15 protein-coding genes are annotated in these 26,663 nt (G+C 57.4%); 4 read left to right on the forward strand and 11 right to left on the reverse strand.

Features of this window, described 5'->3' with window-relative positions; translation table 11 throughout:
- Positions 1 to 119 precede the first annotated feature (119 nt).
- Positions 120 to 860 carry a hypothetical protein gene (locus WCO56_05645; protein ID MEI7729030.1) on the forward strand — a complete coding sequence of 247 codons (741 nt, stop codon included), beginning with the start codon at positions 120 to 122 and terminating at the stop codon, positions 858 to 860.
- Between the two features lie 825 nt (positions 861 to 1,685).
- On the opposite strand, the gene WCO56_05650 is transcribed toward WCO56_05645, so the two are convergent.
- Positions 1,686 to 3,521 carry an ABC transporter ATP-binding protein gene (locus WCO56_05650; protein MEI7729031.1) on the reverse strand — a complete coding sequence of 612 codons (1,836 nt, stop codon included), beginning with the start codon at positions 3,519 to 3,521 and terminating at the stop codon, positions 1,686 to 1,688.
- Between the two features lie 143 nt (positions 3,522 to 3,664).
- Between WCO56_05650 and WCO56_05655 the strand changes: the two genes are divergently transcribed.
- The gene (locus WCO56_05655; protein MEI7729032.1) at positions 3,665 to 3,988 is read left to right on the forward strand and encodes a multidrug efflux SMR transporter; all 324 of its coding nucleotides are present in this window, start codon (positions 3,665 to 3,667) and stop codon (positions 3,986 to 3,988) included.
- Positions 3,989 to 4,058: 70 nt separating this feature from the next.
- Here WCO56_05655 and secA read toward each other — a convergent pair whose 3' ends face one another.
- The 6 genes from secA to rph form a co-directional block, all read right to left on the reverse strand.
- Entirely contained in the window at positions 4,059 to 7,142 is a 3,084-nt protein-coding gene (gene secA, locus WCO56_05660; GenBank protein MEI7729033.1) for a preprotein translocase subunit SecA, read from the reverse strand.
- A gap of 137 nt (positions 7,143 to 7,279) precedes the next feature.
- Positions 7,280 to 8,002: a YebC/PmpR family DNA-binding transcriptional regulator gene (locus WCO56_05665; protein MEI7729034.1), complete on the reverse strand. Its 723-nt coding sequence runs from the start codon at positions 8,000 to 8,002 to the stop codon at positions 7,280 to 7,282.
- A 72-nt stretch (positions 8,003 to 8,074) separates the two neighbouring features.
- Complete coding sequence (locus tag WCO56_05670; protein MEI7729035.1) at positions 8,075 to 8,968, reverse strand: diacylglycerol kinase family protein; 894 nt, start codon at positions 8,966 to 8,968, stop codon at positions 8,075 to 8,077.
- The gene (locus tag WCO56_05675; protein MEI7729036.1) at positions 8,965 to 9,873 is read right to left on the reverse strand and encodes a 50S ribosomal protein L11 methyltransferase; all 909 of its coding nucleotides are present in this window, start codon (positions 9,871 to 9,873) and stop codon (positions 8,965 to 8,967) included. Before WCO56_05675 ends, WCO56_05670 begins: the two co-directional genes overlap by 4 nt.
- A 5-nt stretch (positions 9,874 to 9,878) precedes the next feature.
- On the reverse strand, positions 9,879 to 10,499 hold the full coding sequence (locus WCO56_05680) for a histidine phosphatase family protein (GenBank protein ID MEI7729037.1): 621 nt from the start codon (positions 10,497 to 10,499) through the stop codon (positions 9,879 to 9,881).
- Between the two features lie 18 nt (positions 10,500 to 10,517).
- On the reverse strand, positions 10,518 to 11,264 hold the full coding sequence (gene rph / locus WCO56_05685; protein MEI7729038.1) for a ribonuclease PH: 747 nt from the start codon (positions 11,262 to 11,264) through the stop codon (positions 10,518 to 10,520).
- Positions 11,265 to 11,684: 420 nt separating this feature from the next.
- On the opposite strand from rph, the gene WCO56_05690 reads away from it, so the two are divergent.
- Together WCO56_05690 and WCO56_05695 are read left to right on the forward strand one after the other, a co-directional pair.
- Complete coding sequence (locus tag WCO56_05690; GenBank protein ID MEI7729039.1) at positions 11,685 to 16,280, forward strand: PA14 domain-containing protein; 4,596 nt, start codon at positions 11,685 to 11,687, stop codon at positions 16,278 to 16,280.
- Positions 16,281 to 16,321: 41 nt separating this feature from the next.
- A complete protein-coding gene (locus WCO56_05695; GenBank protein MEI7729040.1) occupies positions 16,322 to 16,984 on the forward strand; it encodes a hypothetical protein in 663 nt (220 codons plus the stop codon).
- A 274-nt stretch (positions 16,985 to 17,258) separates the two neighbouring features.
- On the opposite strand, the gene WCO56_05700 is transcribed toward WCO56_05695, so the two are convergent.
- From WCO56_05700 to WCO56_05715, 4 genes are all read right to left on the reverse strand, one after another.
- Positions 17,259 to 19,181 carry a hypothetical protein gene (locus WCO56_05700; GenBank protein ID MEI7729041.1) on the reverse strand — a complete coding sequence of 641 codons (1,923 nt, stop codon included), beginning with the start codon at positions 19,179 to 19,181 and terminating at the stop codon, positions 17,259 to 17,261.
- Between the two features lie 7 nt (positions 19,182 to 19,188).
- Positions 19,189 to 22,587: a DUF5696 domain-containing protein gene (locus WCO56_05705; GenBank protein ID MEI7729042.1), complete on the reverse strand. Its 3,399-nt coding sequence runs from the start codon at positions 22,585 to 22,587 to the stop codon at positions 19,189 to 19,191.
- A 61-nt stretch (positions 22,588 to 22,648) separates the two neighbouring features.
- Complete coding sequence (locus WCO56_05710; GenBank protein ID MEI7729043.1) at positions 22,649 to 24,955, reverse strand: PPC domain-containing protein; 2,307 nt, start codon at positions 24,953 to 24,955, stop codon at positions 22,649 to 22,651.
- Positions 24,952 to 26,652 carry a hypothetical protein gene (locus WCO56_05715; GenBank protein ID MEI7729044.1) on the reverse strand — a complete coding sequence of 567 codons (1,701 nt, stop codon included), beginning with the start codon at positions 26,650 to 26,652 and terminating at the stop codon, positions 24,952 to 24,954. Before WCO56_05715 ends, WCO56_05710 begins: the two co-directional genes overlap by 4 nt.
- Between the last annotated feature and the right edge of the window lie 11 nt (positions 26,653 to 26,663).

A 26,663-nucleotide genomic window follows, 5' to 3' on the forward strand; every position in this document is an offset into this window, starting at 1 on the left:
CGACCCTTTCTCATTGACCGGAAGAGCCTTTTTATGGAGTGTCGGCACTATGATAATAGACTGGTCACCGAAAACAATGAGCGAGAAGTTTGTTCAACAGGACGTTGGATGATACTCTCATGAAACGCGCCATTGCAGCTCTTGGTTTGATCGTCGCGCTCTTCATAGTGACGATCTTATGGTGCCGTTGGGATTCGGAGACAAATCACGGGTTCTCTTGGGGCTATTGGGGCCAGTTCAACACCGTCAGCAATTCTCTTGCGAGACTCCCCGGAGTGACGATTGTCAAATTTGGTTGCAACACCGATGTAACCATGGAGGAGTTTGCTTTGACATCACAACAGTTGACGGTCATCAAATCCACATGTGGTTTAACGAGGATGACCCGATTCGGGAGCTTTCCGGTGAAGCCCTTTCCAAGGCCCTGCTTGAAAAGAGTCGCAGAGAAGCATCCAACAAACCGTCTGCAGGCAACGCCAGGATCGCGCCTCGGTTGGCAAACGGAAACCATCGGTCTAGTGTACCCGCGCCGAGGCGTTAGCTGCCTTGAACTCTTTATGCGTAAAAATAATCGAATGGTGGTTGGGATAGCGTGGTATCGACCGGAGCAGTGGACCTTAATGCTGAGCTTGATACCCAATCCCGAGGTGTTTCCAAACACCTATACGGAGTGGCTGGGGCGTGCATCCAACACGTTACGTGTTTTGAGCAAACAAGGCTTCACCGTGCAGAAGGTGGATATTGATGTCAAAGCGTTGCTCGCTTGGGCGTCCGAGCTGGGTCGTATTCCAGACGGAGCCGCCCGCGCTGAGTATGCGCAGTACTTAATTGGCAAAGCGGATAATGAAACAGGCAATTGACGCCTCACGAATTGGCTGGAAAGGCATGGCCTCAGCCTCTCTGGCACACCCTTCGGGGTGCATTTCCTTTTCTAACGGTTTACCGGTGGTCCGGCCCCTCCCCCCTCCGGACGACACCGGCTACTGGCTGTGAACCCTTCGGGTTCGGCCAAGACAGGCTTCCAGACATTCGGTCATCCCGAGCGGGATGAAAGATGGTAGCCGGAGCCGTCGTGAGGGGAGCGGGGCACGACCTCCGGAAAGTCGCCCAATAAACCCAACTGCACCCTGAAGGGGTGCCAGAGATTATTTTAACGCCCGCCATTAAAGCCGGGAACCCTCGGTTTTTGACGTTTTTGGATGGTTTTCGCGTAAGTGCTTTCAAATTAGCCGGATGGGCGCGTAATTTTGCCAAATGAACGCCAAATTTACTCGGATGGGCGGCTGGATTAGCCAATCATTTGGGTAATTTACTCGGATGGGCGGCTAACGCTGCCATCGAGCGCCTAAATTTGCCGAATGAGCGGGTAATTTACCCGGATGGGCGGGTAATGAGGTCGCCGGGCCGGTCACTTTGCCAAATGGGCGGGTGATTTACCCGGATGAGCGGGTATCCCCGGTCGGGCCTTCGGCACTCAAGGATGTCCTGGTTGATTCTGTCTTCGGGTTTCGGATTTAGCTGGCCCCCTATTCCATTCAAAACAGCGAGGAGCCCGCTTATTCGTCACAACCTGCAACTATCCAGCATGTTACAGAAAAACTCACTTCCAAACTGCACCGTGAAAAAACAAAAACGGTATAGAAACGGTCCAGTTTTGGTGCAGTTTTCCCTTGGGGTATCGCCCCTCACGTCCCCGCGTCCGTCATGCTTTCCAATTTCTCAAAGCTCTCTTCGATGAAAGTTGTATTTTGGATGCGGGCCAGTCGGGCGTACAGACCATCTTTGGCCAGCAGTTCATCGTGGGTGCCCCGTTCCACAATGCGTCCGTGGTTGAGTACCAGGATTTGGTCCGCCTTGCGGATGGTGCTCAGGCGGTGCGCAATCACGAAGCTGGTGCGGTTCGCCATCAGCCGCTCCAGGGCTTCCTGGATCAGTTTTTCCGTGCCGGTGTCCACGCTGGCCGTGGCTTCATCCAGGATGAGCAGCGGCGTATTCTTGAGCAGCGCGCGTGCGATGCTGATCCGCTGTTTTTCGCCCACGCTCAGTTTGACCCCGCGTTCGCCGACCCGCGAGTCATAGCCATTGGAAAGCCGACTGATGAATTCGTGGCAGTTGGCGGCGCGGGCCGCCGCTTCCAGTTCCTCGTTGGTCGCATTGAGTTTCCCATAAAGAATATTCTCCCGCACCGTCCCGTTGAACAGAAACGGTTCCTGGCTGACGATGCTGATCTGGGAGCGCAACGATTCCAGTCCCACCGCAGCGGTATCCTGTCCGTCAATCGTGATGCGCCCGGCGGTGGGTTCGTAAAAGGCCGGCAGCAGATGTACCAGCGTGGATTTCCCCGCGCCAGTCGGCCCGACCAGTGCAATGACTTCGCCGGGTTTGGCCCGCAATGCAATATCCTGCAACACCGCTTCGCCCGCCTGATACTGGAAGGCGACGTTTTCAAACACCACGTCACCCCGCACAGCCGTGGTGAAGGTCTGGGTCCGACGGGTGTCACCGCCTTCCGGGGGCGCTTCCAGAATGTCGAACACACGCTCTCCGGCGGCGCGGGCGGATTGGATCATCTGATTTAACCCGTGCAGCCGCCCGATCGGTTCGTAAAACAACGCCAGGTAAAGAATGAAACCCATGAGCTGGCCGATCGTCATTTCGCCGGAGATGACTTGGCGGCCACCCACCCACAACACCAGGCCGCTGCCCAAGGCTGCCGCAAAACTCATTGCCGGTGAGTAATTGGCCCAGGCCAGCATCACCCGCAGGGTGCCGCTGCGAAAATTATCGGCGCGGTCCGAAAACCGCTCATCCTCATGCCCCTCGCGGCCAAAGGCTTTGATCTGGCGCACCCCTTGCAGGTTATCCATCAGCAGAGCGTTCAGGGCGCTGGAAGCTTCGCGCTGGGCACGATAGCGATGATGCGCCGTCAACGTGTACCAGAGCGCGCCACCGGCAAGCAAGGGCAAGGGGATCAACGCCACCCCCGCCAGTAGCGGATTGATCATGAACAAAATCACCGCGACGCCTAGCACGCTAAGGATGGCCACGGTGCCTTGTTCGGTACCGTCAATCAGCAGGCGCTCGACGTTGTTCACGTCCTCGATTACGCGCGTCATCAAATCCCCGGAGGCGCGCTGATCGTAGTAATGCACGGGCAACCGTTGCAGCCGGGCATAGAGCTGGCAGCGCATGTCATAGATGACATTCTGTTCCAGGGTGTTGTTGATGCGAATGCGCAGACTGTTGAACAAATCCCGCAGCAGAAAAGCAATCAGGAGCGCCAGCATGACCGGCGTGAGCAATTCCAAACGTTTTTTCGCGATGATTTCATCAATCACGAATTGGGTCAGCTTGGGAAAGGCAAACGAAAAGCTCAACGACAACACCGCACAGAGCACCGTCGCCAGCGCCTTCGCCTTGTACGGGCGCAAATAGACGGAGACCCGGCAGATGATCTCCCACGAGGAACGAGGCTTGGCCGCGAAGGTGGGATCGCCGGGGCCGCTGTATTTTGGACCCATTCTACGCACCCGGCGATTAAACCAGAAACGGTCACACAAGAACATGTTTTTCTATTCTCGACAGGGGAACATCCTGGATTTAGGTTGGCCATGGTTCAATTGCACATGATTTGGCTGATTGAAACGAACCATTCATAAAACCTATGCACTGGATTTACCTCGCTGCAGCCATTGTGTTTGAAGTTGCCGGCACCACTTGTATGAAGCTTTCCGAAGGCTTTGCCCGGCCCGTACCCTCGATCTTGGTGGGCGTGTTTTACTGTGTCTGTTTCTACTGCCTGACCATCGCCATGAAGACGATTGATCTCAGTGTGACCTACGCGATTTGGAGCGGCGTAGGCATGGCCTTGATCTCGGCCATTGGGGTGCTGTATTTCCGCGAGCCGGTGACGGCGCTCAAAATATTCGGGACCCTGGCCATTCTCGGCGGGATCGTGGCTTTGAACTTGTCCGCGAAAGCACCTTAGCCGCTCTTCTCCGAGCGGTTCAGAAACCCAGCTTGCGCCTCACCAACCGGGTAGTGTTTTTGCGGCAGACTTAAATTTTACCGCAGCACTGCTTGTACTTTTTCTTGCTGCCGCAGGGGCATGGGTCGTTGCGTCCCACTTTTGGGCCCAGACGCACCGGCTTGGCTTTGGCCACGGCATCAGCGGCTTCCGAGACAATATCGCTGGCGCTGGCTTTTTTCCCGGAGCTTGCAGTTTCAGTGGCGGCCGCGCCACCGTAAGCGCCCACGCTCGGATGGCTCGTTTGCTGCGGCAGGTTGCGCAGGAAATTCTCAAACGCCAGCATGCTGGAAGCGCTGCGGAAAATGTTGTGACAGATTTCCGATTTGATGCTGACCATCAGTTCCTCGAAAATCTTGAAGGCCTCGGCCTTGTATTCGATCAGCGGGTCGCGCTGCCCGTAGGCGCGCAGGCCGATGGAATTGCGCAGGCTGTCCATGGCATACAGATGCTCCTGCCACAAACGGTCAATCGCGCTCAGAATGGTGTAACGTTCCACGGAGGCCAGTGCCTCGGGTTGTTCAAAGCTCACCTTCATGTCGTACGCGTCGCGCACAGACTTGATCAGGAATTGGCAAAGCGCGTATTGCGCGGGCGTCAACCCGTCAAACACGGAACCAGACACCGCCGCTTCACGCCCCGACTTGGCCACCTTGAGGATTTCCGCCTCCGGCAGGCCCAGCGGGAAATTCAAATTGACCCAGTCGGCCAACGCCCGCACATCCCAATCGCGATATTCTTCGTCTGCCGTCGTGGTTTGCTGGACCTTGGTGATGACCACTTCCTCCATCACGTCCATGAGCCGGTCGCGCACGTCGTCGGCGCGGATGATCTCATTGCGGAAGCCGTAAACGACCTCGCGCTGCTTGTTCATCACGTCGTCATACTCGAGCACGCGTTTACGGATTTGGAAATTCTGCTGCTCGACACGTTTCTGCGCGGATTCAATGGACCGGTTGAGCAGGGGATGTTCCAGTTCCTGGCCCTCTTCGTAGCCCATCCGTTCCATGACTTTCACGATGCGGTCGGAACCGAACAGACGCATCAAATCGTCTTCCAAAGCGATGAAGAAGTGCGAGGATCCGGGATCGCCCTGGCGGGCGCAACGGCCGCGCAATTGGCGGTCAATCCGGCGCGCCTCGTGACGCTCAGTGCCCATGACGTGCAAACCGCCCACATCCGCCACGCCTGGTCCCAACTTGATGTCGGTGCCGCGTCCGGCCATGTTCGTGGCGATGGTGATGGAGCCACGTTGACCGGCCCGCGCCACAATCTCCGCTTCCTGCTCGTGGAATTTGGCGTTCAGTACGGAGTGGACCAGTCTCGCCTGCTGTAACAAACGGGATAGATGCTCGCTGGTTTCCACGGATACCGTGCCGACCAGAATGGGGCGTCCCAGGGCATGGATGGTCTGGATTTCCTTGAGTACGGCCGCGAATTTTTCGCGTTTGGTTTTATAGACCGAGTCGTTGCTGTCCTTGCGCACGCAGGGTTTGTTGGTGGGAATCACCAACAGTCCCAGCTTGTAAATATCGTAAAACTCCTGCGCTTCCGTTTCCGCCGTGCCGGTCATGCCCGCCAGCTTGGTGTACATGCGGAAGTAGTTTTGGATCGTGATGGTTGCGTAGGTTTGGGTCTCGCGTTCCACCTCGACCTCTTCCTTGGCCTCCACGGCGGCGTGCAAACCGTCGCTCCAGCGGCGCCCGGTCATCAAGCGTCCGGTGTTTTCATCCACGATGATGACCTTGTTGTCCTGGATCACATAATGCACGTCCTTCAGGTAAATGCAGTAGGCCTTGAGCAACTGGCTGATGCAGTGAATCCGTTGGGCCTTTTCCTGAAACTGCTTTTGGACCTCGTCTTTTTTCTGCATCCGCAGATGGACATCCGCCACCGGGCCGTTGTCAATTTCATGGAAGACCGAAACCAGGTCGGACAACATGAACGCCTCGGGGTCCGACGGACTGAGATGATTGCGGCCTTTTTCAGTCAGGTCCGCCTCGTGCGTCTTCTCATCCATCGCGAAGAATAACTCTTCCTTTTGGGCGTAAAGTTGCTTCTTGGTCTGGTCGGAGAGCAGTTCCAGCTCCGCTTGGTTGATGAGCCGCAGGTTTTCCGGGTCTTCGCAAACTTTCCGCAGCCCTTCGGAGCGTGGGTTGCCGATGCGCACCTTGTAGAGTAGGAGGCCGATTTGTCGTTCCAGCTCCTCCGGGTTTGCCGGCTTGGAACTGTCCGCCGGATGCAACTTCTTGATCAGGTCCTCGGCTTCCTTGAGCAGCCGGTTGCAGAGCTTCTCTTGCACGGCGACCAGGTTTTGCACCGCCGGCTTGAAGGTGTTGAACATCTCATTGCTGGCATTGATGATTGCCGGGCCGCTGATGATCAGCGGCGTGCGGGCTTCGTCAATGAGAATCGAGTCTACTTCGTCCACAATGGCAAAGTAATGGCCGCGCTGCACCTGGTCATCCTTGTTGGTGGCCATGCCGTTGTCGCGCAGGTAGTCGAAGCCGAATTCGGCGTTGGTGCCGTAGGTGACGTCGCAGTAATACTGCTCGCGCCGCACAGCGGGCGTTTGGTCGTGCAGGATGCACCCCACCGTCAAGCCCAGGAAGGTATAAACCGCGCCCATCCATTCACTATCGCGGGCGGCCAGGTAATCATTCACCGTTACCACATGCACGCCGCGTCCGGAAAGCGCATTAAGATAGACCGGCAGGGTGGCGACCAAGGTTTTGCCTTCGCCGGTGGCCATTTCGGAGATGCGCCCGCTATGCAAGGACCAACCGCCCATCAACTGCACGTCAAACGGCACCATGTCCCATTTGAGCGTGTGTCCGCGCACGGTGATTTCCCTGCCGACGAGTCGGCGGCAGGCGTTTTTCACCACCGCAAATGCCTCGGGCAGGATGAGATCCAGTTCGCGCGCCAGTTCCGCCTTGTCCTCGATTTTGGACAGCCGCTCTTTCCACGCGGCGGTTTTTTGCCGCAGGGCGTCATCGGACAGGGAGTGCAGTGTCTGCTCGACCTGGTTGACTTGCGCCACCATCGGCCGCAGCTTCTTTACTTCCCGGTCGTTCTTCGAACCGAAAACTTTTTTAACGATATAGCCAATCATGCTTCACCTATAAACAAATGGAGCGCAACCATACGGAAAGCCATCCAAGGCGTCAAAACATTAAAGGCAGATTAAAAGGCGTTGACCGGAGCAACGATTCTAATTGCCGGGGGAACTTTAATGGCGGAGTTGTCGCGCTATTTCAAGGTCGTGTACACCCGGTGTACATCTTCGTGGTCATCCAAGGTGTTGAGAAACTCAGTAACCTCTTTGCGATCCGTCCCGCTGAGGTCCATCAAATTCTTGGCCACATACCGGATTTCCGCCGCGAGGATATTCCAGCCCATCGCCTTGAGCGCTTTGGAGACGGTATCCACTTCTTTCTTCTCGACGGTGAAGCGCGCGCCTTTCTGGCCTTCGGGCACTTCCTCGGCCTCCAATGGTTCAATCTCTTGCGCGCCCGCCTCAATGGCGTCATTTTCGGCATCGCGTTTGGCGTCGGGGTGCGTGGCTTCCACCACACCGACATGGTTGAAAAAGAAAGCGACGCTGCCGGGTTGACCCAAGGCGCCGGTTTTGAACAGATTGCGGATTTCCGGGGCGGTGCGGTTCCGGTTGTCCGTGAGGCATTCGACCACGACCGGTACTTTATGGGGGGCAAAACCCTCGTAAGTCACCAGTTCAAAGGTGATTTTTTCCTCCGTCAACCCCGCCCCTTTCTTGACGGCACGCTCGATGGTGTCGCGCGTGACGGACCCCTTCCGGGCTTTCTCCATCGCGGCAGCCAGACGCGCGTTCAGGTCGGGATCAGCGCCGCCGAGCTTGGCGGCCACCATGATTTCCCGAACGAGTTTGACGACCATTTGACCGCGCTTTTGCGCGTTGGCCTCACGACCGGCTTGTTTCCATTGTGCACCCATAAAATTATATTTTTATTGTGGCGGCCAATATACGCTCAGCCTAGGTGTGATGAAACCATAAAATGCGGTTATTTAGCAAATCACCCGCAAGGCCCTTGGGCGGACGGAAATCGTGAGGGGCAGATGCCCGACCGGTTCCCCCTCCAGTTCAAACGGCACCCGGCCCGGACTGGTCAGGGTAACCTTCTTTGCTTCCCGATAATTCGCGTACCCCGCGCCTTCCCATTGTTGCAACAGGCTGTGGTAGGACCAGTGCAATAGCGCTGGAACGTTGACTTTGGGGAATAGGGTCAGGTTGACCAATCCGTCTTTGAGGCTGGCATCGGGAAACAACACAAAATCGCCGCCGTACAAACGCCCATTGCCCAGCAATACCAGTTCTGCCGTCGTTGTGCGCGCGCCATCGGAAACGTGGATGGCTGGCTTATGCTCGAACAAGGCTTGAAAACCAGCCACGACATACGCCAGCGGTCCCAAGGTTTTCTTGAGCCGTGGGTGGACCAGTTCCACTGCCCGGGCATCCAGCCCCGCGCCGCCTAACTGGAAAAACAGCCGCTGTTGCGGGTGGCCGTCCGCTTGGTACTCTGCTACCAGTAAATCCAGCGTGGCATGGCGCGCCTGGCGGATTACGGTCCAGGCCTCATTGGGGGCGAAGGGAATGCCCAGTTCGCGCGCGAACACGTTGGCCGTGCCCATGGGAATGATGCCCAGTTTGGTGCGTTCCAAGCCCCCGGGAATGTCCGCAATGCCATTGATGATTTCATTAAGGGTGCCGTCGCCACCGATGCCCACGATGATTTCAAACCCTTCCCGAACCGCCAGCGATGCCAGCGGACGCGCTCCGCCCGGCCCCAGCGTGGCGCGTAATTCCACCTCCGCCGACAGGGTGCGGATATGATGGCGGAAACGCCGCGTCTGGTTGCCACGCGCCATCGGGTTGAAAATGATACAGGTTCGCGCCGTCATGCCGTTTTAGCCAACCGCACGAACATCCCCGAGCGCCACTCCTTGACCGTACGACTGCTCACGAGCCGCAGGCCGCTCGCCTCGTAGGCCTGCTGTACCGCCGGGAACTGATGGTGCAGAATGCCAGCCAATACCAAGTGTCCGTCGGGCTTTAGCCGGTTTAGAATGCGCTCTTTTTCAGCCAGCAACAAATCATACATCAGGTTGGCGCACACCACGTCGTACTGGATACGGGAGTGGAGCGGAATCTTCGTGAGATCGGCGCAGGCGAGCTTGAGCTGGCCGGTCACGTGGTTGCGCCGGGCGTTGGCCCGGGCGGATTTCACAGCCATTGGGTCAAAATCAATGGCCGTGATGGGGCTGTAACCCAGTTTGGCGGCGGCGATGGCAAGAATCCCGGAGCCGGTACCGGCATCCCAGAAGGATTGACGGGTTCCTTTGCGCCGGCTCGCGGCGAGTTGTTGCAGGCAAAAGCGCGTCGTGGCGTGTTGCCCGGTGCCAAAGCTCAAGCCGGGGTCCAACAGCATCACTGCTTGACCATGTACCGGCTGGGCCGTGCTCCACTCCGGTTTCACGAGCAGGGCGTGCCCGATACGGATGGGTTTGAAATGCTTTTTCCACGATTCCGCCCAGTCCTCGCGCTTCACGGTTTCCAGGAAAATTTCCGGCAGGGGCGTTACGCCCGCCGTCTGGCAACGCCCTGCCAGCGTCGCCGCTTTGGTCGCCACAAACGTCTGTTCGGTGTCGCAGTAATGGAAAATCGTTACCGCGCCGGTGTCGGCGTCCGTGTAAATGCAGGGGGGAGCGCCAAATTCCAGTTCAAACAGGTCGGCGACGGCTTCCTCTTGGCTGGCGGTTACACGGGCGAGGATTCGCCACAGCGGGGTTTTGGTTTTTGCGCGCATGTGAGTTAAAAATGTTTCCAGGGGGTGAAATTGAGGCGCTGAATTTCCGCCTCGCGCCCGGGATGCAACGCCACCTCAGTCAGACCGGCGTACTCAACGGCGAACATGGCGGTGCGGGTGAGCGGCAATCCGAGCAGCACCGCCAGGATCATGCGGATCACGCCACCATGTGCGAACACCGCGACCTGTTGGCCGGGATGCTGTTGGCGAATCCGATCCAGCGCTCGCTCCACCCGTTCTCGGAAATCAGGTCCGCTTTCGCCGCCGGGCACCCGGCTGGTTTCGATGAGATGCAGCCATTGATAAAAGTCCACCTGGAAACGTGTCCCCACCTCTTCCCAGTGCAGCCCGGTCCATTCCCCGACATCCACTTCGCGCAGATCGTTCAGGATTTCCGGTTGGCTGGTGAATTGCCCGCGAAACGGCGCCATGGTTTGCTGCACGCGTTTCATTGGGCTGGCATAGACGGCATCCCAGCGCAGGCTCCGGCAGTATTGCGCGCAGGCTTGCGCCTGCTGGTGGCCGAGCGCGGAAAGCTCCACATCCATTCCGCCGATGAAAACACGATGATACGCCTCCGCCACTTCCGCGTGACGCACTAAAAATAAGTTTGTGGGCGTTGACATGGTCAGATCAGGCGTGGTTTATGCCAGTGCGGCTTGTTGGGCGGCCAATAGCTCTTTGATCCCGGCCTTACCCACCGCGAGCAGGTCGGCGAGCTGCGGTTCCGTGAATGTGGATTCTTCGCCGGTGCCTTGCACTTCAATGAATTCGCCTTTGGCATTCATCACCAGGTTCATATCCACCGCCGCGGCAACGTCTTCTTCGTAACACAAGTCCAGGAGCGGCGCTCCCTTGACGATACCCACGCTGACGGCAGCCACGGCGGCGAGCATCGGGCTTTCCTTCAGCAGCCCGGCGGTCATTAATTTGCGAATCGCCAATGACAGCGCCACATAGGAGCCGGTAATGGCAGCGGTCCGAGTGCCGCCATCGGCCTGCAGGACATCGCAATCCACCCACACCGTGCGCTGCCCAAGTTTTTCCAGATCCAGGCAGGCGCGCATCGAGCGGCCAATCAAGCGCTGAATCTCCTGCGAGCGCCCGTCAATTTTTCCCTTGGTGGCATCGCGCTGTTTGCGTTGCAGGGTCGAGTAGGGGAGCATGGAGTATTCGGCCGTGATCCAGCCGCCGGTTACCCCCTGTTCCTTCATCCAGCGCGGTATGGATTCCTCGATTGTGACACCGCAAATCACCCGGGTATTGCCACACTCAATCAGGGTTGAGCCGGCGGCATTGGGGGCAATGTGATTGTTAAAACGCAACGGACGCAGTTGGGCGGCCTGCCGCCCATCGGCGCGGGCGGCACTGGTGGAATTCAGTTCATTCATCATGCCGCCATGTTAAAGGGCCGGACGCCGGGGAGCAATGAGGAAAGCAAACGCAAAAATTCAACCATCTGCATCTTTGGCAATGGCCTTGGTAAATCCGCATTATGCAAAATAATTTCAAATGGTATTGACGAAAACTTACATTAGCGTAGTCTGCGAACCATCTCTTATGAAAAAGCAAAGCTTTTTCTAGGGGTTGTTCTTTAAATATTAACTTTGTAGCTTCGGCTGCGGGCTGGTCCGAAAACCGCGAATTTTCCAAGCCCTGCACAGAAATCGACCGAGCGCGCCCAATTGGGCGCGGCTTGGCGTGTCTTCTGTGCAAGGCGCTTCGCGGTGCCTCGGACCAGGGTGCGTTGGGTCGCGCCCTTTCCGCCTGATAGCCTGAGGGTAGCAAACAACGGGCAGGTTAATCATATTATGAAAAAGAATTCGACGGCGAACCATGGTTGGTGGCAGGGAATCAAATCGGGAAGGGTTACGACAACTCTGACGGTACTGCTTTGTCTTTCGGCTTTGTCGGTAATCGCGCGTCCACGTCCCATCACCCCTTTCCTTCCCGAGCACGAAAACTACCGTCAGCGTTTTGAATTATTCCCCACCAACCGGGCCAGCACCCTCTTCATCCCGGAGTTCACCACGCACAATCTATACCTGCGCAATGTCACCCGGCTTGATTCCTGGGCGGGGTATTCGGTAGCCCTCGGTGGCGATCAAGCACCAGCGTCTTATTGCTATATTCCGGCCTTGAGCGGCCCCAAGCGCAACTTCAACCCCCTCGAAGGCTCATTCCGATGGTACTACGCGCCCGGCTGGTCCAGTGGCGAAGGTCCCGGCCATCGTGCTGTGCTAATCGAGGTGGCGGACGTGGCGGAAACGCCCGCCTGCGGATGGACCCTGAGCATCAATCCCCAAGGCACCCACCTGCAAATCCACGCCTTTGCGGGGGATGATCCCGAGCTACTCCTGTCCGCGCCCATCCAATGGGAAGCCGGGGCGTTTCATCAAGTGGGGGTGGTCGCCTCTGCCAGTAACAACGTATTCCGGTTGATGGTGGACGGCCAAGTCTGCGCCCAAAGCACGGGGCCGGGGCCGATGGATCAATTGGTGCCCATGGAACGGTGGGGTTTATTTGTTGGCTCGACCGGCAAAGGGCGGCATACGGCTGAGGGATGCTTTAACGAACTGGTGACGTGGAGCGGGCAATGCACCGTGGCGCATTACGCATGGGATTTCGCCCAGCAATCACCGCGCATGGACTTGGGGCCGATCACGCCTGAGGAAGATCAATCCCGGCGGCAACGAATCCTGGCCCGCCGGGCGGGGATCAACCGGACCACCCTGTACACGATGGACGACAGCGGCCCTCCTTCGCCGCTCTCGTTTGGCGGTGGTGGCGGTGGCGGCACCAATAGCGGTTGGGCATCCTTCGGTCCCGGCCCCACCAATGGTTTGATGCTGACCATTCCCATCTTTGGCTCGAACCTGCTCAGCACCACCATCAGCAACGGCATGACCAATTTCCTCTATGACCTGTTCATGACCACCAACCTGGTGATGAACCACGTCACCAACTCACAATGGACCTGGGTAACCAACGGCTATATCACGGACCTTTTCACCCTCTCCAACCCGCCCAGCCCGGTGGTCTTCTTCATTCTCGGCACCACCAACGACTCGGACGGCGGGGGATTTACCGACGCCTTTGAACTCCTCGTAAGCCATACGTCAACGAATAATTCGGCGGATGATCAACTGGTGGGGTTAGAACTTGTGGATGGAGTGGCCATGAATCCTCCGGCAAACAACACCGCCACATTCCGAGTGAAACGACTGGGAAATTATCCCGTCTGGACCAATGAAGCGCTAACCGTGGTGGTGCAAGCCTCGGGTTCGGCAATTTACGGCACCGATTACACCCTGTCTGAGATTACCACCAACGGCACGAATCTGACGGTGACCATCCCGGCGAATCAAGCCAGTGTGGATGTCGTCTTGACGCCGTTGCCGGATGCCGTTTTTGACGACACGCAAACCGCCACCTTGCAGATCATCGCTCACTGTGGCCGGTGGCAGACGGCCACCCAGGCGACAGCGTTAATTCTGGGGTATTACGATTATAAACATATCTATACCTTGGACGCGGATTTCCGCTCGGGTGTGATGAGCGGCCTGGTGACCACCAATGACACCCTGCAATTCTCCGCGCAGCAACAGACGCAATTCCCTTATATTGCAGTGGCGTGCTCTCTCCGTGGAACGGTGGCACGCATTAATACCACAAACGGTATGGTGATTGGCGAATACCGGACAACACCAATTGATAGAAAACATAGCCCTTCGCGAACCACGGTAGATCAATACGGTAATGTGTGGGTGGCAAACCGCGATGATGATTTGCATGTCAATGGAACGATTAACGGTTCAGTAACGCGCATTGGTTTAATCATTGGAGGAACCCGTTATACCAAGGTTGATTCCAATTACATCGAGAATCCGTTTGGCCAATACGTGAGTATCGCAAGCGCGGTCTATAACACCTGCATTGATCGTGATGGAGATGGCTTTATCCGCACTTCTTATGGATTAACCGATATTCTGCCATGGTCAAACACGAATAGCACGAGTACTGAGGTGGATACTTTTGGCGGCGTCTCGACCGCCGAAGATGAAGCCATCACGGCATATATCCGTGTGCCGTCCGCAGGAACCCGGACTATTGCGGTGGACCGCCATAATGATGTGTGGGTCGGCGGATATGTAAACATTCCAGGCATTTCTCAGCCCCACTGCAAAATCAATGGCGTCACCGGCATGATTGTGCCGGATTCCACCTTTGCTCCCAATGCGGGCGGCTACGGGGGTGTGATTGATGGGGGCGGGAATTTGTGGTCCACCGATTTACAAGGCCGGGTTCTCTATTTGACGCCGCCGTCCATTTTTCCCATCACTGGCAAGGATTGGACTGTTTTAGCTCCGGGCGCCAACCCGTACGGGATCGCGGTGGATCCCTTACATCCCTACATTTGGCAAACGGTGAACGGGTATGTCTTTCGCTGGAATACCAACGGTACGATGTCCATGGATACAAATGATCAGTATTTATTTTGGCATGGTGAAGACTACTCCCAAGGACTAGCCGTGGATAGCCGTGGCGAGGGATGGATCGCCCATGGCTATCAGGAATCAAGCCAAACGGTGGGGCATCTGGATACCAATGCCAACTGGCTGGGCAATGTGCCCTTGACGGTGGAAGGGTTGCGGGCAGAATATTACGGTACCACGAATTTGGTGGGCATCCCCATTCGGGTGGGTTTGGCGGGTAACTTGGATTATGCCTGGACGAATGGCTGGCCGGCAGCGCCAGTTCCGGCCACCAATTTTTCGGCGCGCTGGATTGGCCAAATTGAGCCCCGTGACTCCGGGGAACATATTTTCATCGTGACTGCGGACACCAACGCCATCTTCACCCTCAGTTTGAACGGCAGCGTGCTCCTGGATAACTGGACCTATCCAAACCCAACCCAGACCGTTTGGAGTAGTACCATTGAATTGACCGCCTCCAATGCTTCCGATTTGCGTTTGGAATATGTTCAAGCCGTTGGCCAGCCACGCCTGCGGTTATCCTGGGTGGAACCGGGAACCACGGAAGAAACCAATCCGACCAATCGCTTTGTCCAGCACGGTTTTGGCCCGACGGGAGTATCCGTGGACGCCGAAGGTAAGATTTGGGCGGGTAATCATGATTCACATAATGTCATGCGGATTGACCCGAATGCAGGGGAGGAAGTCGTTACCAACGGACAAACCTATCATGTGGGTGCCGTGGATATGGTGGTGGATTTGGGCGATGGAACAACTCATACTGGAGAATATACGAACGCCGCTTCGCCATACAACTACAGCGACATGACGGGATTCAACAACCGCGTGGTGAATCCCGCTCGTCTGCCCTTGAAAGCGTATTGGACGGTGATGGATGATGGCGGGATCAATGGCGCGTATTGGCGAGCACAGTGGGATGCGTATGTATCTGCGGGCAGCAGTATTGAAGTGTGGGTACGAGCAAACGATGACCGGCTGGCCTTAGCCAGGCAAAAGTTTGTGCCAGCTTCCAATGGCACTTCGGTTCCCAACACAAGAGGTCGTTTCATCGAGTTGCGATTGGCTTTAATCCGCGAAAGTACCAACGCATTTCCCGTGTTCTCCAATCTCACGTTGTACGCCAGTAGTTCCACCTTTACTGGGGATGGCTATTTAGACGACCAGATGATGACCGAGGGCGGCGAGGTAACCTTTGAACCGGTTATCTCCGGGACGGAGGCTTATACCTACCAGTGGTACGCGCAGTATCCCTGGTCTGGTCAATTCGTCGCGCTTAACGGGGCACATGGCACCACACTGACGCTGACCAACTTGGATTCCTGGGATGACGGCACCTTGATTGGCGTCTGCGTCACCAATAATTATGGAGAAGCCCTGTGGCTCGGACCGGCGGAATTATGGGTGGTGCCGCAGGCTATCACAATTCCCGCCATCAACTCCGGGTCTTCAGGCCCGGCCTCGCGCTATCCAGCTACGATAGAAGTTTTCGGCCAACCCACCAATCTGGTCTCGGCAGCAATCACGCTGGACAGCCTGAGCCACGATCACCCCGAGGAACTGAACATTTTGTTGGTGAGCCCCGCTGGCACGAACATCCTGTTGCTGTCTGATGCCGGTGGTTATAACCGCCTTACCAACGCTACCCTCGTCTTTCACCCTGCCTCACTGGGCTACAATCCGCCACCGTATCAGGCGGACATTCCCACTGGCGAAACCTCACATTATGGCCCGTGCAATTATGGGGCGGTGACGCAAATGACCAACGCGCCAGCCGGTCCATATTCAACCAATTTGGAAAATTTGACCGGCACCAACCCCAACGGCATCTGGAAGCTTTACATATATGACCGGCGCACAGGCGGCATTGGCGTGCTGCATAATTCTTGGCGGTTGCAGTTTTTTTATCAATGAAGGACATTCAAAAATAATCTTTAAAACTCGAATAGAATACTATGAATACAACAAACTTCGGTTGGACTTGGCGCGGCGATTGGCAATCCATGCGGTTATGGGTTGGAGCCGTTGGATTTTTTGCCGCACTGCTGAGTGCGCGTTCGGCAATCATCGCGTTTGATCAGGGGGTGGCAGGTTCTGGAATGAATTTCTTCTACAGGACCTATACCGAAGCCGGCATGAAATTTGATATTGCGCGGTTGCCGCAAAATTCGACTTCCAGTGGGCTGTATCAGATTGGCAGTTTGATAACCGGCAGTGTTCCGCACAATGGAACTCCGCACATGGAATTCAGAGGAGAGTTTATGTATCCGATGATCCTTACGTTAAGCCTGACCAATGGTCTGACTTTTGGGTTGAATTCCGTAGATTTGGCAGACATGTACGCGCCTTCTCCAGCTCCCATTACGATCCAATTTATCGGCCTTAAAACCAGCGGGATGACGGTTACCAACAGTTTTACCACTGCCAAAAGTGCCACCGCTTTTCAACACTATAATTTTAATGCCGCTTTTTCCTCCGATCTCCTTAGCGTACAAATTCCATCGCAAGTCTGGTCCATGGATAATCTCGTCTTCACCCCCGTTCCAGAACCGGGCGTGGCGGTGTTTGGCGGGTTAGCCATTCTCGGCGGGCTGCTTCGGCGACGCTGGCGGCGGTAAGGCTTACTTGACTCCTCGCTATTTTGAATGGAATGGGAGCCAGCTAAATCCGAATTCCGAAGCCGGAATCCGATGGCTGGCACGCGGTTGGTGGCCGGTTCGCTGTTCACGTTGAAACGCGGCGTTGTTCCAGCCCGGCGACGGCCACAGGCGTCGGTGGCTCCCTTCATGGAGGTGGCGTGTTTTCGGATCTCGGAATTCGGATTTCTTTCGGGATTCGGGATTCGGACTTCGGGATTCCGCTGAGTAATCCGCCGAAAACAGCGGGGAACCATCAAGGGGCATCGTCTTTGGTCCAGCGGGCAAAGTCGTAGGTGAGGCGTTGGGTGCCGTGCTTGAGTTGCAGGATTGGGCGGTTCAATTCCTGGCGTACCCAGGGATTGTCATGAATAGGCCAGGATTTGTAATCCACCGCCTTGCCGTCCACCTTGGATTGGCCCGCATACGGGGTTTTATGCGGCAGCCAGGTCAATTCCAACAAGCGCCCGGCAAGCGATTGATAACGCAAGGTTGGGTTGGCCGCCTCCATCCCAGTGGCATCCACCTTGGTCTTGGCCAATACTGCCTCGGCGAACCGGTTCAATTCCGCGTCAATTCCTTCCCCGGCGAACGGTTTTAATTCGGATGTCTCCAGCACCCAGCCGTTTTTGCGCGCGTCGCACCAGAGCAGGTCATTGCCACTCCACGGTTTCTTGCCCCATGTGTATGGCTTCACCGGGTGAAACCCCATGAGCATGGAGCCATTGTGGCAAAACACCCAGCCCGCTTTCTCAATGCGCTTGACGATGGAACCGTTGGTGGGAAACGGCGCATAGAGTTTGTAATAAGGGTAATTTTCCGGCACCGCATCGACGCCGATCAGGGTGGCTTCGCTTTGCAAATATTGGCTGAAGGGGTTTTCGCCGTAACCGAGCGCATTGGCTTTGTTCTCCTTCAGGTTGTAGGGGCGATAGGGATTCTCCATGCAGACGGCAAACGTGCAAGAGCCTTTCGGAGAAACCCACTTGAGCATGTTGCGCCGCGCCTCTTTATAGAGACCATCGGTCGGTCCCGAGGGATGATCCCACTGGCTGCACAGGCTGTAATTCAACGAATGGTACGTCATCCGATGAACATCCTGCTTGGCCATGCCGGCAATGTAACCGCGATGCACAAACGGTTGGGCGCGATCATTGGCAATCTGCACGATAATCTCGGGCACGTGGTAACTGCCGGGTGTGGCCATCCAAAAGGAATGAATCCACCCGATGCCTTCGGCGGAGATGGAGCGCGGCGCGCCAAAGAACACCCAGGCGGCGGCAGCGGTGGAGCCCATGGCTTCGAGGCTGGTATCCGTGGAACCCCAATACTTGGCGCGGGCGGCGGTGCCAACGTTGTAGCCCTGGTTCCAAGAGCAGGCGATATCCACCATCATGGCATCCAGCGCGAATTCCGCCCGCTTGCGCATTTCGGCATCCTTGGCGAATTCCGCCAGCATCCGCGTCGCGGAAAGATTCACCGCGAGATAAATCGGGCAGCCGTACTCACTGTAATTTTTACGGCTAATTTCATCAAAGTAGCTGAAGAGCCGTTCGCGCGTGGCAACCTTGATGGCCTCGGCATTCAACCCCTCGGTATCCACAAGCTCCGGCCATTCCTCCGCCGCCAGGAATCCCGCGCCATCCATCATCAGCCGGTAATTCCAAGCGCCGTATCCGCGCCATACCTTGTGGGCGTAGAGCGCGCAATAATCGCGAATCTTCAGCGCCGTCGCCTTCGGGATTTTGTCTTTGCAAAGAAAGTACGTGTTGACCAATGCGACTTTGTCAAAGGGATCAAGCCCCGGCGGACTCAGCGGATTGCCTGGTACCTTTCGCTTGCCTTTCTCCAGTTGAACGGTGGCAGCGGCATCCAGTTTTTGGAGCGCATAGCGGGTGTCCACATTCAGCATCAGGCGGGCCGCATAAGCGGGAGCGGCGGCCTTGGGATACGTTTCATCCGAGGGCTTGGGTTTACAGGTAGCCACATAACGGACCAGCGCGGCACCACGTTCAGCTGCGGTTTTGCCATCCAGGCGAACCTTGCCAGCGCCCGACGACTCCATTGTCATACTGTCAGGCTCTTCCTGGGCGCGCGATATCGCCACCGGGTCCGTGAGTTGAGCGGTCACCGCCAACGTGAGCGCCAGATGGCGCAAATAAATCAATGTGTGTCTCATTGTTAATCTACTTCCATTGCAACAGGTAGCGGCCTGCCCCTTTCAATCCCGCCTCAAAAATCAGGCGATCTTGCTCCACCCGGAAGGGCACCGCCCCCAGGTCTTTCTGCTCCAGGGCAGACCGCGCCGTCAGCTTAAGTTTGGCAGCGGTCGCTCCGGGCACCAAGGTCTTCCAATTCAAGCTTACCCGAAACTGCTGATCGCGCGGATAGGGAAACAGCGTCAACTGGTCTGCCCCGCGCTGGATTTTCAATGCGCCATCGGTGACCAGCGGACCGAAGTCAATCATGGTCCCCGCTGGATTCAGATGAGCAGTGAAATCGGCACTCGTTTGCTTGACCGCAGCCTTGGCCGGCGGCTCAGCCACCAGCGTAGCGGCACCGCTCCCATTGCGCACCCATTTCAGACGCGCCACCACAATCCGCTGCCCGCCATCATCCAGCCCCTGCATGGATAGGCGATCATCCTTGTACAGACCCACCGTCAAATTGTACGCATCGCGGTTATCGGGAATCTGGAACTCATAGGGGCCGTCCTGAATCACCTCGCCGACGCGCCATTGGCTCGTGGGTTTGGGCAGCGCGTGGTCCTGCTGAAAAGTAATCCCTTCCGGATTACCAGGGCTTTCCTCCGTGCCATGCACGAAGCAGTGGTAGTCCTTCTTCACCGTTTCGCCCACGATCCACTCATAGGTGACCCGCGCCTTACGGTTACCCAGGTATTCAAACGCCTTGAGCCGCGGCTCGATTCTGACCAGCCCGCGACGATACGGCTGATACGCATAGGTGCGCGCGTCGGCAAACAGGTATTCCGGACAATCCACAAAATCGGCGATCCGTCCGCCGCGCAAGCCGGTGCAGACCTCCGTGCCCGGTCCCAAGGCCAGGAACCCCCACTGCGGTAGGATGCGCCCCTCCACAGACCACCGTTCCGACTGCCAGTTCACCCACACGGTCAGCCCGTTCAGGTAGCGGATGCGTTGACGCCACGTGGCACCGGCGGGCAAGGCGGCACTGGCGCTAACCATTTCCCCATTTACTTCGTAACGGATTTCGGCGGGCGTGGAAACCCCGTAAAGCCGTTGCACGGGATGCACCAGATGATGCTCCCGCACGACCCAATGCCAGTTGTGATCCTGCGGCGAGCCGGCAAAGCCCGCGTGTCCATAGGCCACCTCCATCGCACGGTATTTATCAATCTGTTCCGTCGTGCCGGTCTCGATACCCAGCCGATGATTGTAGCCGCCGCGAAACCATCGCTCATAGTAGCCCATGCCGTGATTGACCATCTGCGGATGCAGCTTGAGCAGGTCGAAATCCAGGAACGTCAGGTGATCCTCGCCCCCCTGCACCTGAGCTTCCACGCCATCGCAGCGCCCCGCCCAGTACATCTGATTGTGCCCCTCGCCAAACAGTGGACCGCGATGGGTGTCACGCATGAACTGGAACAACTCGGTATCAAACTTCACCTTGCCCAGGGCCATGGCCGCCATCGGCTGCGAGGCGTCGTGATCCAGTTGGTGCCACGGCGGCACGCACGTATGGACGTCCAGGTAACCGGCGGTGGTGGCATAGCGTTGGTGAATCTCCGGCGTGTTGCGACGCGCAAACTCCAACGCGCGATTGCACTTGAGCCCGTAGCTCTGCACCCTGGTGCCCGGGTTATACCAGGCCGGAGACGGAGTGCTGTCCGCCTTCAACACCCGCGCCGTCGCGTCGTAGGAGGGAGCATCGGGATACAGGTCAATGTAGTTCTCATGCACCGACCAAAGGTAACCGCATTCATTGGCGGCACGCCCGAACTGTTTCATGCCCTCGTCGCCGCCGTAACGGGGATTGGCCGGGATATGGTCGGGCAATTTCACATCATACCCGAAACGCTGCCAGTCGTGCTGGATGATGGCGACGTGATCCACCCCCAGGTCTTTCAGCAACCGCAGGTTCTCGGCATCGCTCGCATAGGTGCCCTGATTGTGGCCCCAGATGTCGAGCATGATCCGCGGAGCCAGTTGCGCGAGATATGGCGAGGCGGGCCCCGGCAGGTTGGGCAGCACTTCAGCCACGTGCGGGGATACCGCAATATAACCGGACTCCCGTAGCGGATTGCGACGCCCATCGGTCTTCAGCTCATAGACCGCCCCGCTCTGCGGACTCAGCGAGGCGTGCGACACCGTCCAATCGAAAAAACGGCAATTGAAAAGTTTCTGGGCGGCAAGGAAATGCAGGTGGCCGTCGAAATACGGCACGGACAGGGTGCGGCGTAGCGGCGCATTGGCGACGTCACCCAACGAACATCGTGTCAGCACCGGCTCGTCGCATTGGACCTCGACCGCCAGCGCCTTGCCGACCAGGCGAAACGTCCATTGCACTGGCAACGTTTTCGTCCCGTAGTCGTACCGCCACCACACCTTAAGGGTCTCCTTAATCTGCTCGATTTTCTCCGCCTTGCCACCCCGGAGAAAAACCGTTTTCCGACCATCGCCATCCGGGACAATCGCCGTCAGGCCGCCGCCGAATGCGGGTTGAAACGCGGCGGTGTCCTCATATTGCACCGCGAAATCATCCAGCGTGCCAGTGGCCGGGGTGTACGTGTACACCAGCCGCCCATCCGCCGCCTCATAAATAAAACGATGGTTTCCCGGCCCTGCGATAAGCTGGTTTTTACACGGCAAGAGGTTCGAAGGGATGATGCCTTGATTGGTCTGGTTGGCGACGGATTTCAACGAGGTTTGCGCCACCGCCCGATAGGCTTTGGTGCTGGTGATGGTCGTCACCAATTCGCGCGCGCTATCCCCGGCATCGCCCGCGACGATCTTGGCGCTCCCGAACAGGGACAAATCAAACGCGGCATTGTTTTTAGGACCAGGCTCCACCTGCAACCGTAGGGTAATGGGCTGACCGGCGTACGGGGAGAGATCGAACGAATAATCCTGCCATTCCGCCCCCAGGTAATGGCGGCGCAACAATTCCTTCTCCGCACCGCCAGCGGAAAGGTAACCGGAAAAGGTGACTCCATCGCTCTTGTTGCTGCCAACGCAGTCAGGCGGCAGGGCAATGCCAAACATCAAGCGTATCGGCTTCGTGGGGGGAAGTTGCAGACGATACTCCACCCAGGTCCGCCCCGGCGGAATGCGCCACGGGGAATGCATGAGCAGCGCATCCCGGCCCGAGGTCTGATTGCCGGGTTGATACGATATGCCGGTGGCGTCATCGAAATGGCCCGCCCAAGAATCCGGCATCAGGACCGGTTCCTTGCCATACGACTGGTACCCCACGCGGTAGATACCAATGTCCGACAACCGGGTTTCGCCACTGCCCAAGGTAACGGCCTGGTTGGTGGCGGCGCCCAGCGGCACCGTAATCAGGCAGGCACATAGCCCGCCCAGAGTTTGCAATATATGTTTCATGACTGGCCCAGCCCGAAAGCCTAGCCAGTGCCGCCAGTTTGACAAGCGTGGAAGTGTGACCCTACTTCTTCGTCTCCAGCTTCACTTCGGGGACAACGCGAATTGCGATCGCGGGCGCGATGCGCACCAATCCGTAACGCGCAACCCCGCTAAGTGTGCCGCTGACGATGATGCTGTAACGGCCTGGCTGGATGGACTTGGAAGCGGTGATGACCAGTTTGCCTTCATTCTCTTCCGGCTGGATGGGCACAGATTGGGCAGTGATGCCCGTGGGTGGGCGTTGCAACCCGAGACTGATGAAGCCGGTCTTGGCACTTTCCGAACGGGCCACCTTGACTTGGATGGTTAGCTCGCCGCCCGGTTTCAATTCCAGTTCCTCATCCGCCTTGAGCTGTGGGAACACGCGGAACGGAGTGGCCTCCAGAACCGCCAGCAACAGATCGTGGGTCGGCAACTGGTACGTGAAGAAAAACGCCTGCATGACCGCCTCGGCTGGGAATGCCTTGCGCTCAATTGGCTGACCAGCCAGCATAGCGGTGCCCACCACCGTTGGGGAGATGACTCCCAATTCGGCATCGGGTGGAGCGGTGATGGTGAGCGGCACTTGGCTGCGCGAACCGGAAATCACCGCCTGACTGGCAGTGAACCCTTTGGGTAAATCTTTCACCGATACGGTGATCTCATTGGTGAAGCCATCCTTGCGTAAGGCATCCACGTTCAACAGCACGGTTTCCCCTTTGCCGACACGCGGATTATCCGGCGTGATGCGCAAGGCAAACCCTGGACGCTCCGGACCGATCCACAGCCGATAGGCATATTCATCACCGCCGTAGCCCTGCGTATCCCGTATGCGGACGTAATAGTCTCCTTTTTGCCGGAAGGTGTACGTCAGCTTGGAATCAGCATGATGCGTGATTAGTGCCTCCATGTCGTCCACCACATCATCGTTTTCCGCCAACTCATTGCCACGCGCGTCAATTAGGGTCATGATCGTATCCACCGGCGAATCCAGGCGGCGCGCGAACACTTCAAAAACCAGGCGCTGCCCGGCTTCGGCCTGAAACACATAGTAATCCTGATCTCCTGGCCGGTTGATCCGTCCATTGATATTCACCGGCAACTGCACCCGCGTCGCCTGGTTGGTCGTGTCATTCGGTTCCACTTCCATTACCTCTTTCACATCACCAGCAGCATACGGCACCAAATTGGAGCGCGGCGGTCCCGGCAAGGAAAACTCCCGCACTGGCAACGAATCCGCCGGGATCGCCAAGTCCAGGCTCTGCACCGGCAGATTGACACCACGCAGCGCCACCTTGACCGTGGTGCCCTTTTGCCCGCCCATTGGGAACATATCCGTGATGTAGGGCACCGCTCCCACCGTCAGCCGGTACACGAAGTCGCCACGGCCACGGAACATGATGTCATGCACACAAACGTAGTAGGTGCCATCCTTTTGCACTTTGAAAATCATTATCGGATCGGGCTTGAATCGGTAATCATCCACGTACTGGATGGCTTTACCCTTATCGTCAAACAAGGTCAGACAAATATCGCACCAACCCGGCACCGCATCCGCCAGATAGGTCAAAATGGCGCGCGCCTGTGCCGCCAGCACAATCGTTTGGCCGGCCTTGGCGGTGAAGCGGAAGTAATCGCGATCCCCCATCATGGCCTGTCCGTTCACCAGGACGGGCAGATTCGTCAACCCGGTCGCGGTGGCGAGATCGTTGTTCGGTTCGATTTCATTCAACTCAGGCAAATCGCCAATCATGAACCGCCACCGGTTTGAGGGGCCACCCGCTGTAATCACGCGAATATCACGCTCTTTCATATCGGCATCCGGCGCGATGGTGACGGCCAATTGCACGCTGTCGGTCTTGTTGGTCCCCACTATTTTAGCAGTCACACCGTGTCCGGTAATGCCCACCGTGGTGATGTTCAGCAGATTCTTGCCGGTGAGCGTCACCATCACCGTTTTGCCACGCTGCCCGCCCGCTGGGAAGATCGAGGCAATGTAGGGAGCGGCCACCTGCGCGGGGAGCGCTGGAGCGGCGGGTTTTGCGGCCGCAGCATTGGTCGCGACGGCAGCCGGTTTGGCTGCAACCGTCGGCACATTTGTAGTCGTGACCGCAGGTTTGACGGCGTTGGTGGCAGCCGGTTTGACGGCGACACTATTGGTTACGGCGATCGCAGGTTTGGCTGGGGGTACCGCATTGCTCACAGTGGCTGTCGCGGATTTTACCGGCGCGGCATTGGAGGCTGGCGGTGGTGCTTTTTGCAGAACTGCGTTGGTAGCCGCAACCGAAGAAAACTCTGCCACCCACAGGGTGCTTGCGTAAATTCCCCATCGCAAAAGCTGCGTTTTCATTGTTTCTCCTTTGGTTGGGCGGCTGGGGTGGCAACCGACGGTGGGGCGGGCAGCGCCTTCGGCGGTGCTGCATTGGTTACCGACGGCGAAGCTGGAGCCTTCGCCGGAACCAAGACTGGCGTGGTTATGGGAGCAGACGACGACTTCAACGGCACTGCATTCGTTGCAGGTGGGGCGACCGGTACTTTGGCCGGAACTGGAGTAATCGGCAACTTTGCCGGGGCCGAGTTTGTCGGCGACGGTGAAGCCGGGGCCCTGACTGGCGATTGTGCTGGTGCAGTGACTGGCTTCGGAGGAGTGATGGGCGGCGGCACCTTCGCTGGGGCTGGCGTCGGGATCGAAGGTTTGGGTGGCGCCGGCTTTGGCTTGGGGTCGGGCGGCTTACCTGAGCCACCAGCAAGGGCTTCCCTGACGGTCTCGGCATTACGGAAAAGCGTCACCAACTGCTCAGGCGTGGTGTTGGTGGCGGCGGGCGTCCACTGGATGGCAGACGGTGTTGAGGTGTCGTAGAAACCGAATGCGGTAATGATAAACCAATCATCCACCCGCGGAGCGAGCTGTACCAGGGTGGCTAACAAACGATTATCCGTCACATTCCACAGGCGCACCGTGCCATCCGCACTGCCGGAGGCGAGTTTTTTGCCATCCGCACTGACCGCGACCGAATATACCCAATCCTGATGTCCAGACAGGGATGACTGAACATTTCCGTTCCGATCGCACACCTTGATGGTCTTATCGCTACACGCGAGAAACAGACGATTCGTATCGGGCGACACGGCCAACCGCAACGGCGTGACCAGACCAAGATCAATCGTGCGGGTGGTGCGCGGCGGCGGCAGCGGTATGGGTTTGGCCGGGTCGGCCGGTTTTTCCACCGGATCATCATACAACTTCCGCAAACGCAGAGAACGACTCTCCGGGCCGCCAATGGTCCAAAGCACATTCGAGCCATCGAGGCTGAAGGCCGCGCTAAAAATCGTCTCTGGCTGCGGTAACCGTTCCTGCGAGTTCCAGGTTTTGGCATCCCATATCAGCAATTGCCGGTCGGAACCGGCCGTTGCAAACAGCTTGCCATCGGCGCTGAACGCCACCGCCTGCACCCAATCGGTATGCTCTTTGATCGTGGTGATCAATTTCCGGCTTGTCATGCTCCAGATATAGGCAACTCCATCCGCCGAACCAGCCGCGAGCTGCTGCTCATCGGGACTGAGCGCCAAGGATAACACCACATCCTTCGGCTCTTTGAAAGTGGTCACTACTTTGCCCGTGGCCACCTCAATAATTTTGACGGCACCAGACGTCCGTGGCGCGCCGTCGCCCGCAATCAGGAACCTGCCATCTCTGGTAAACACCAGCGCCTGAACTGCCTCGGTGAGCGCGCTGCCCCCCAAACGCTTGCCAAGTTTTGCGTTCGCCAAATCCCAAAGCGCAATCTCCTGGTACCCCGCCACCGCGAGCAGCCTGCCATCCGGGCTGAACGTCATCACGGGAATCAGAATGACCGTCCCCAAACCAACCTGGCAGGTATTGGACACCGTGCCTTTGGCGGTGGAAACCGCCCCGAACGGCACTGGCAACGTCAGGGTTTGCCGGGTTAGATTCGTCAACGAGGGTGTGTTTTTCTCGGCCAAACTATTCATTACGGCCAGCAGACACACCAACGTCGTTGTTAAAAACAATCTCCAGGTACTCATCCCAACACACC

It is taken from the genome of Verrucomicrobiota bacterium, from assembly GCA_037139415.1.
Classification (GTDB): Bacteria; Verrucomicrobiota; Verrucomicrobiia; order Limisphaerales; family Fontisphaeraceae; genus JBAXGN01.

Excerpts from the sequence above, each read along its gene's own strand:
- WCO56_05690 (MEI7729039.1), top strand. The coding sequence starts at position 11,685 with ATGAAAAAGAATTCGACGGCGAACCATGGTTGGTGGCAGGGAATCAAA.
- WCO56_05700 (MEI7729041.1), bottom strand. The coding sequence starts at position 19,181 with ATGAGACACACATTGATTTATTTGCGCCATCTGGCGCTCACGTTGGCG.
- WCO56_05655 (MEI7729032.1), top strand. The coding sequence starts at position 3,665 with ATGCACTGGATTTACCTCGCTGCAGCCATTGTGTTTGAAGTTGCCGGC.
- WCO56_05680 (MEI7729037.1), bottom strand. The coding sequence starts at position 10,499 with ATGTCAACGCCCACAAACTTATTTTTAGTGCGTCACGCGGAAGTGGCG.
- WCO56_05715 (MEI7729044.1), bottom strand. The coding sequence starts at position 26,652 with ATGAGTACCTGGAGATTGTTTTTAACAACGACGTTGGTGTGTCTGCTG.
- WCO56_05710 (MEI7729043.1), bottom strand. The coding sequence starts at position 24,955 with ATGAAAACGCAGCTTTTGCGATGGGGAATTTACGCAAGCACCCTGTGG.
- rph (MEI7729038.1), bottom strand. The coding sequence starts at position 11,264 with ATGAATGAACTGAATTCCACCAGTGCCGCCCGCGCCGATGGGCGGCAG.
- WCO56_05705 (MEI7729042.1), bottom strand. The coding sequence starts at position 22,587 with ATGAAACATATATTGCAAACTCTGGGCGGGCTATGTGCCTGCCTGATT.
- WCO56_05650 (MEI7729031.1), bottom strand. The coding sequence starts at position 3,521 with ATGGGTCCAAAATACAGCGGCCCCGGCGATCCCACCTTCGCGGCCAAG.
- WCO56_05645 (MEI7729030.1), top strand. The coding sequence starts at position 120 with ATGAAACGCGCCATTGCAGCTCTTGGTTTGATCGTCGCGCTCTTCATA.
- secA (MEI7729033.1), bottom strand. The coding sequence starts at position 7,142 with ATGATTGGCTATATCGTTAAAAAAGTTTTCGGTTCGAAGAACGACCGG.
- WCO56_05670 (MEI7729035.1), bottom strand. The coding sequence starts at position 8,968 with ATGACGGCGCGAACCTGTATCATTTTCAACCCGATGGCGCGTGGCAAC.
- WCO56_05695 (MEI7729040.1), top strand. The coding sequence starts at position 16,322 with ATGAATACAACAAACTTCGGTTGGACTTGGCGCGGCGATTGGCAATCC.
- WCO56_05665 (MEI7729034.1), bottom strand. The coding sequence starts at position 8,002 with ATGGGTGCACAATGGAAACAAGCCGGTCGTGAGGCCAACGCGCAAAAG.
- WCO56_05675 (MEI7729036.1), bottom strand. The coding sequence starts at position 9,873 with ATGCGCGCAAAAACCAAAACCCCGCTGTGGCGAATCCTCGCCCGTGTA.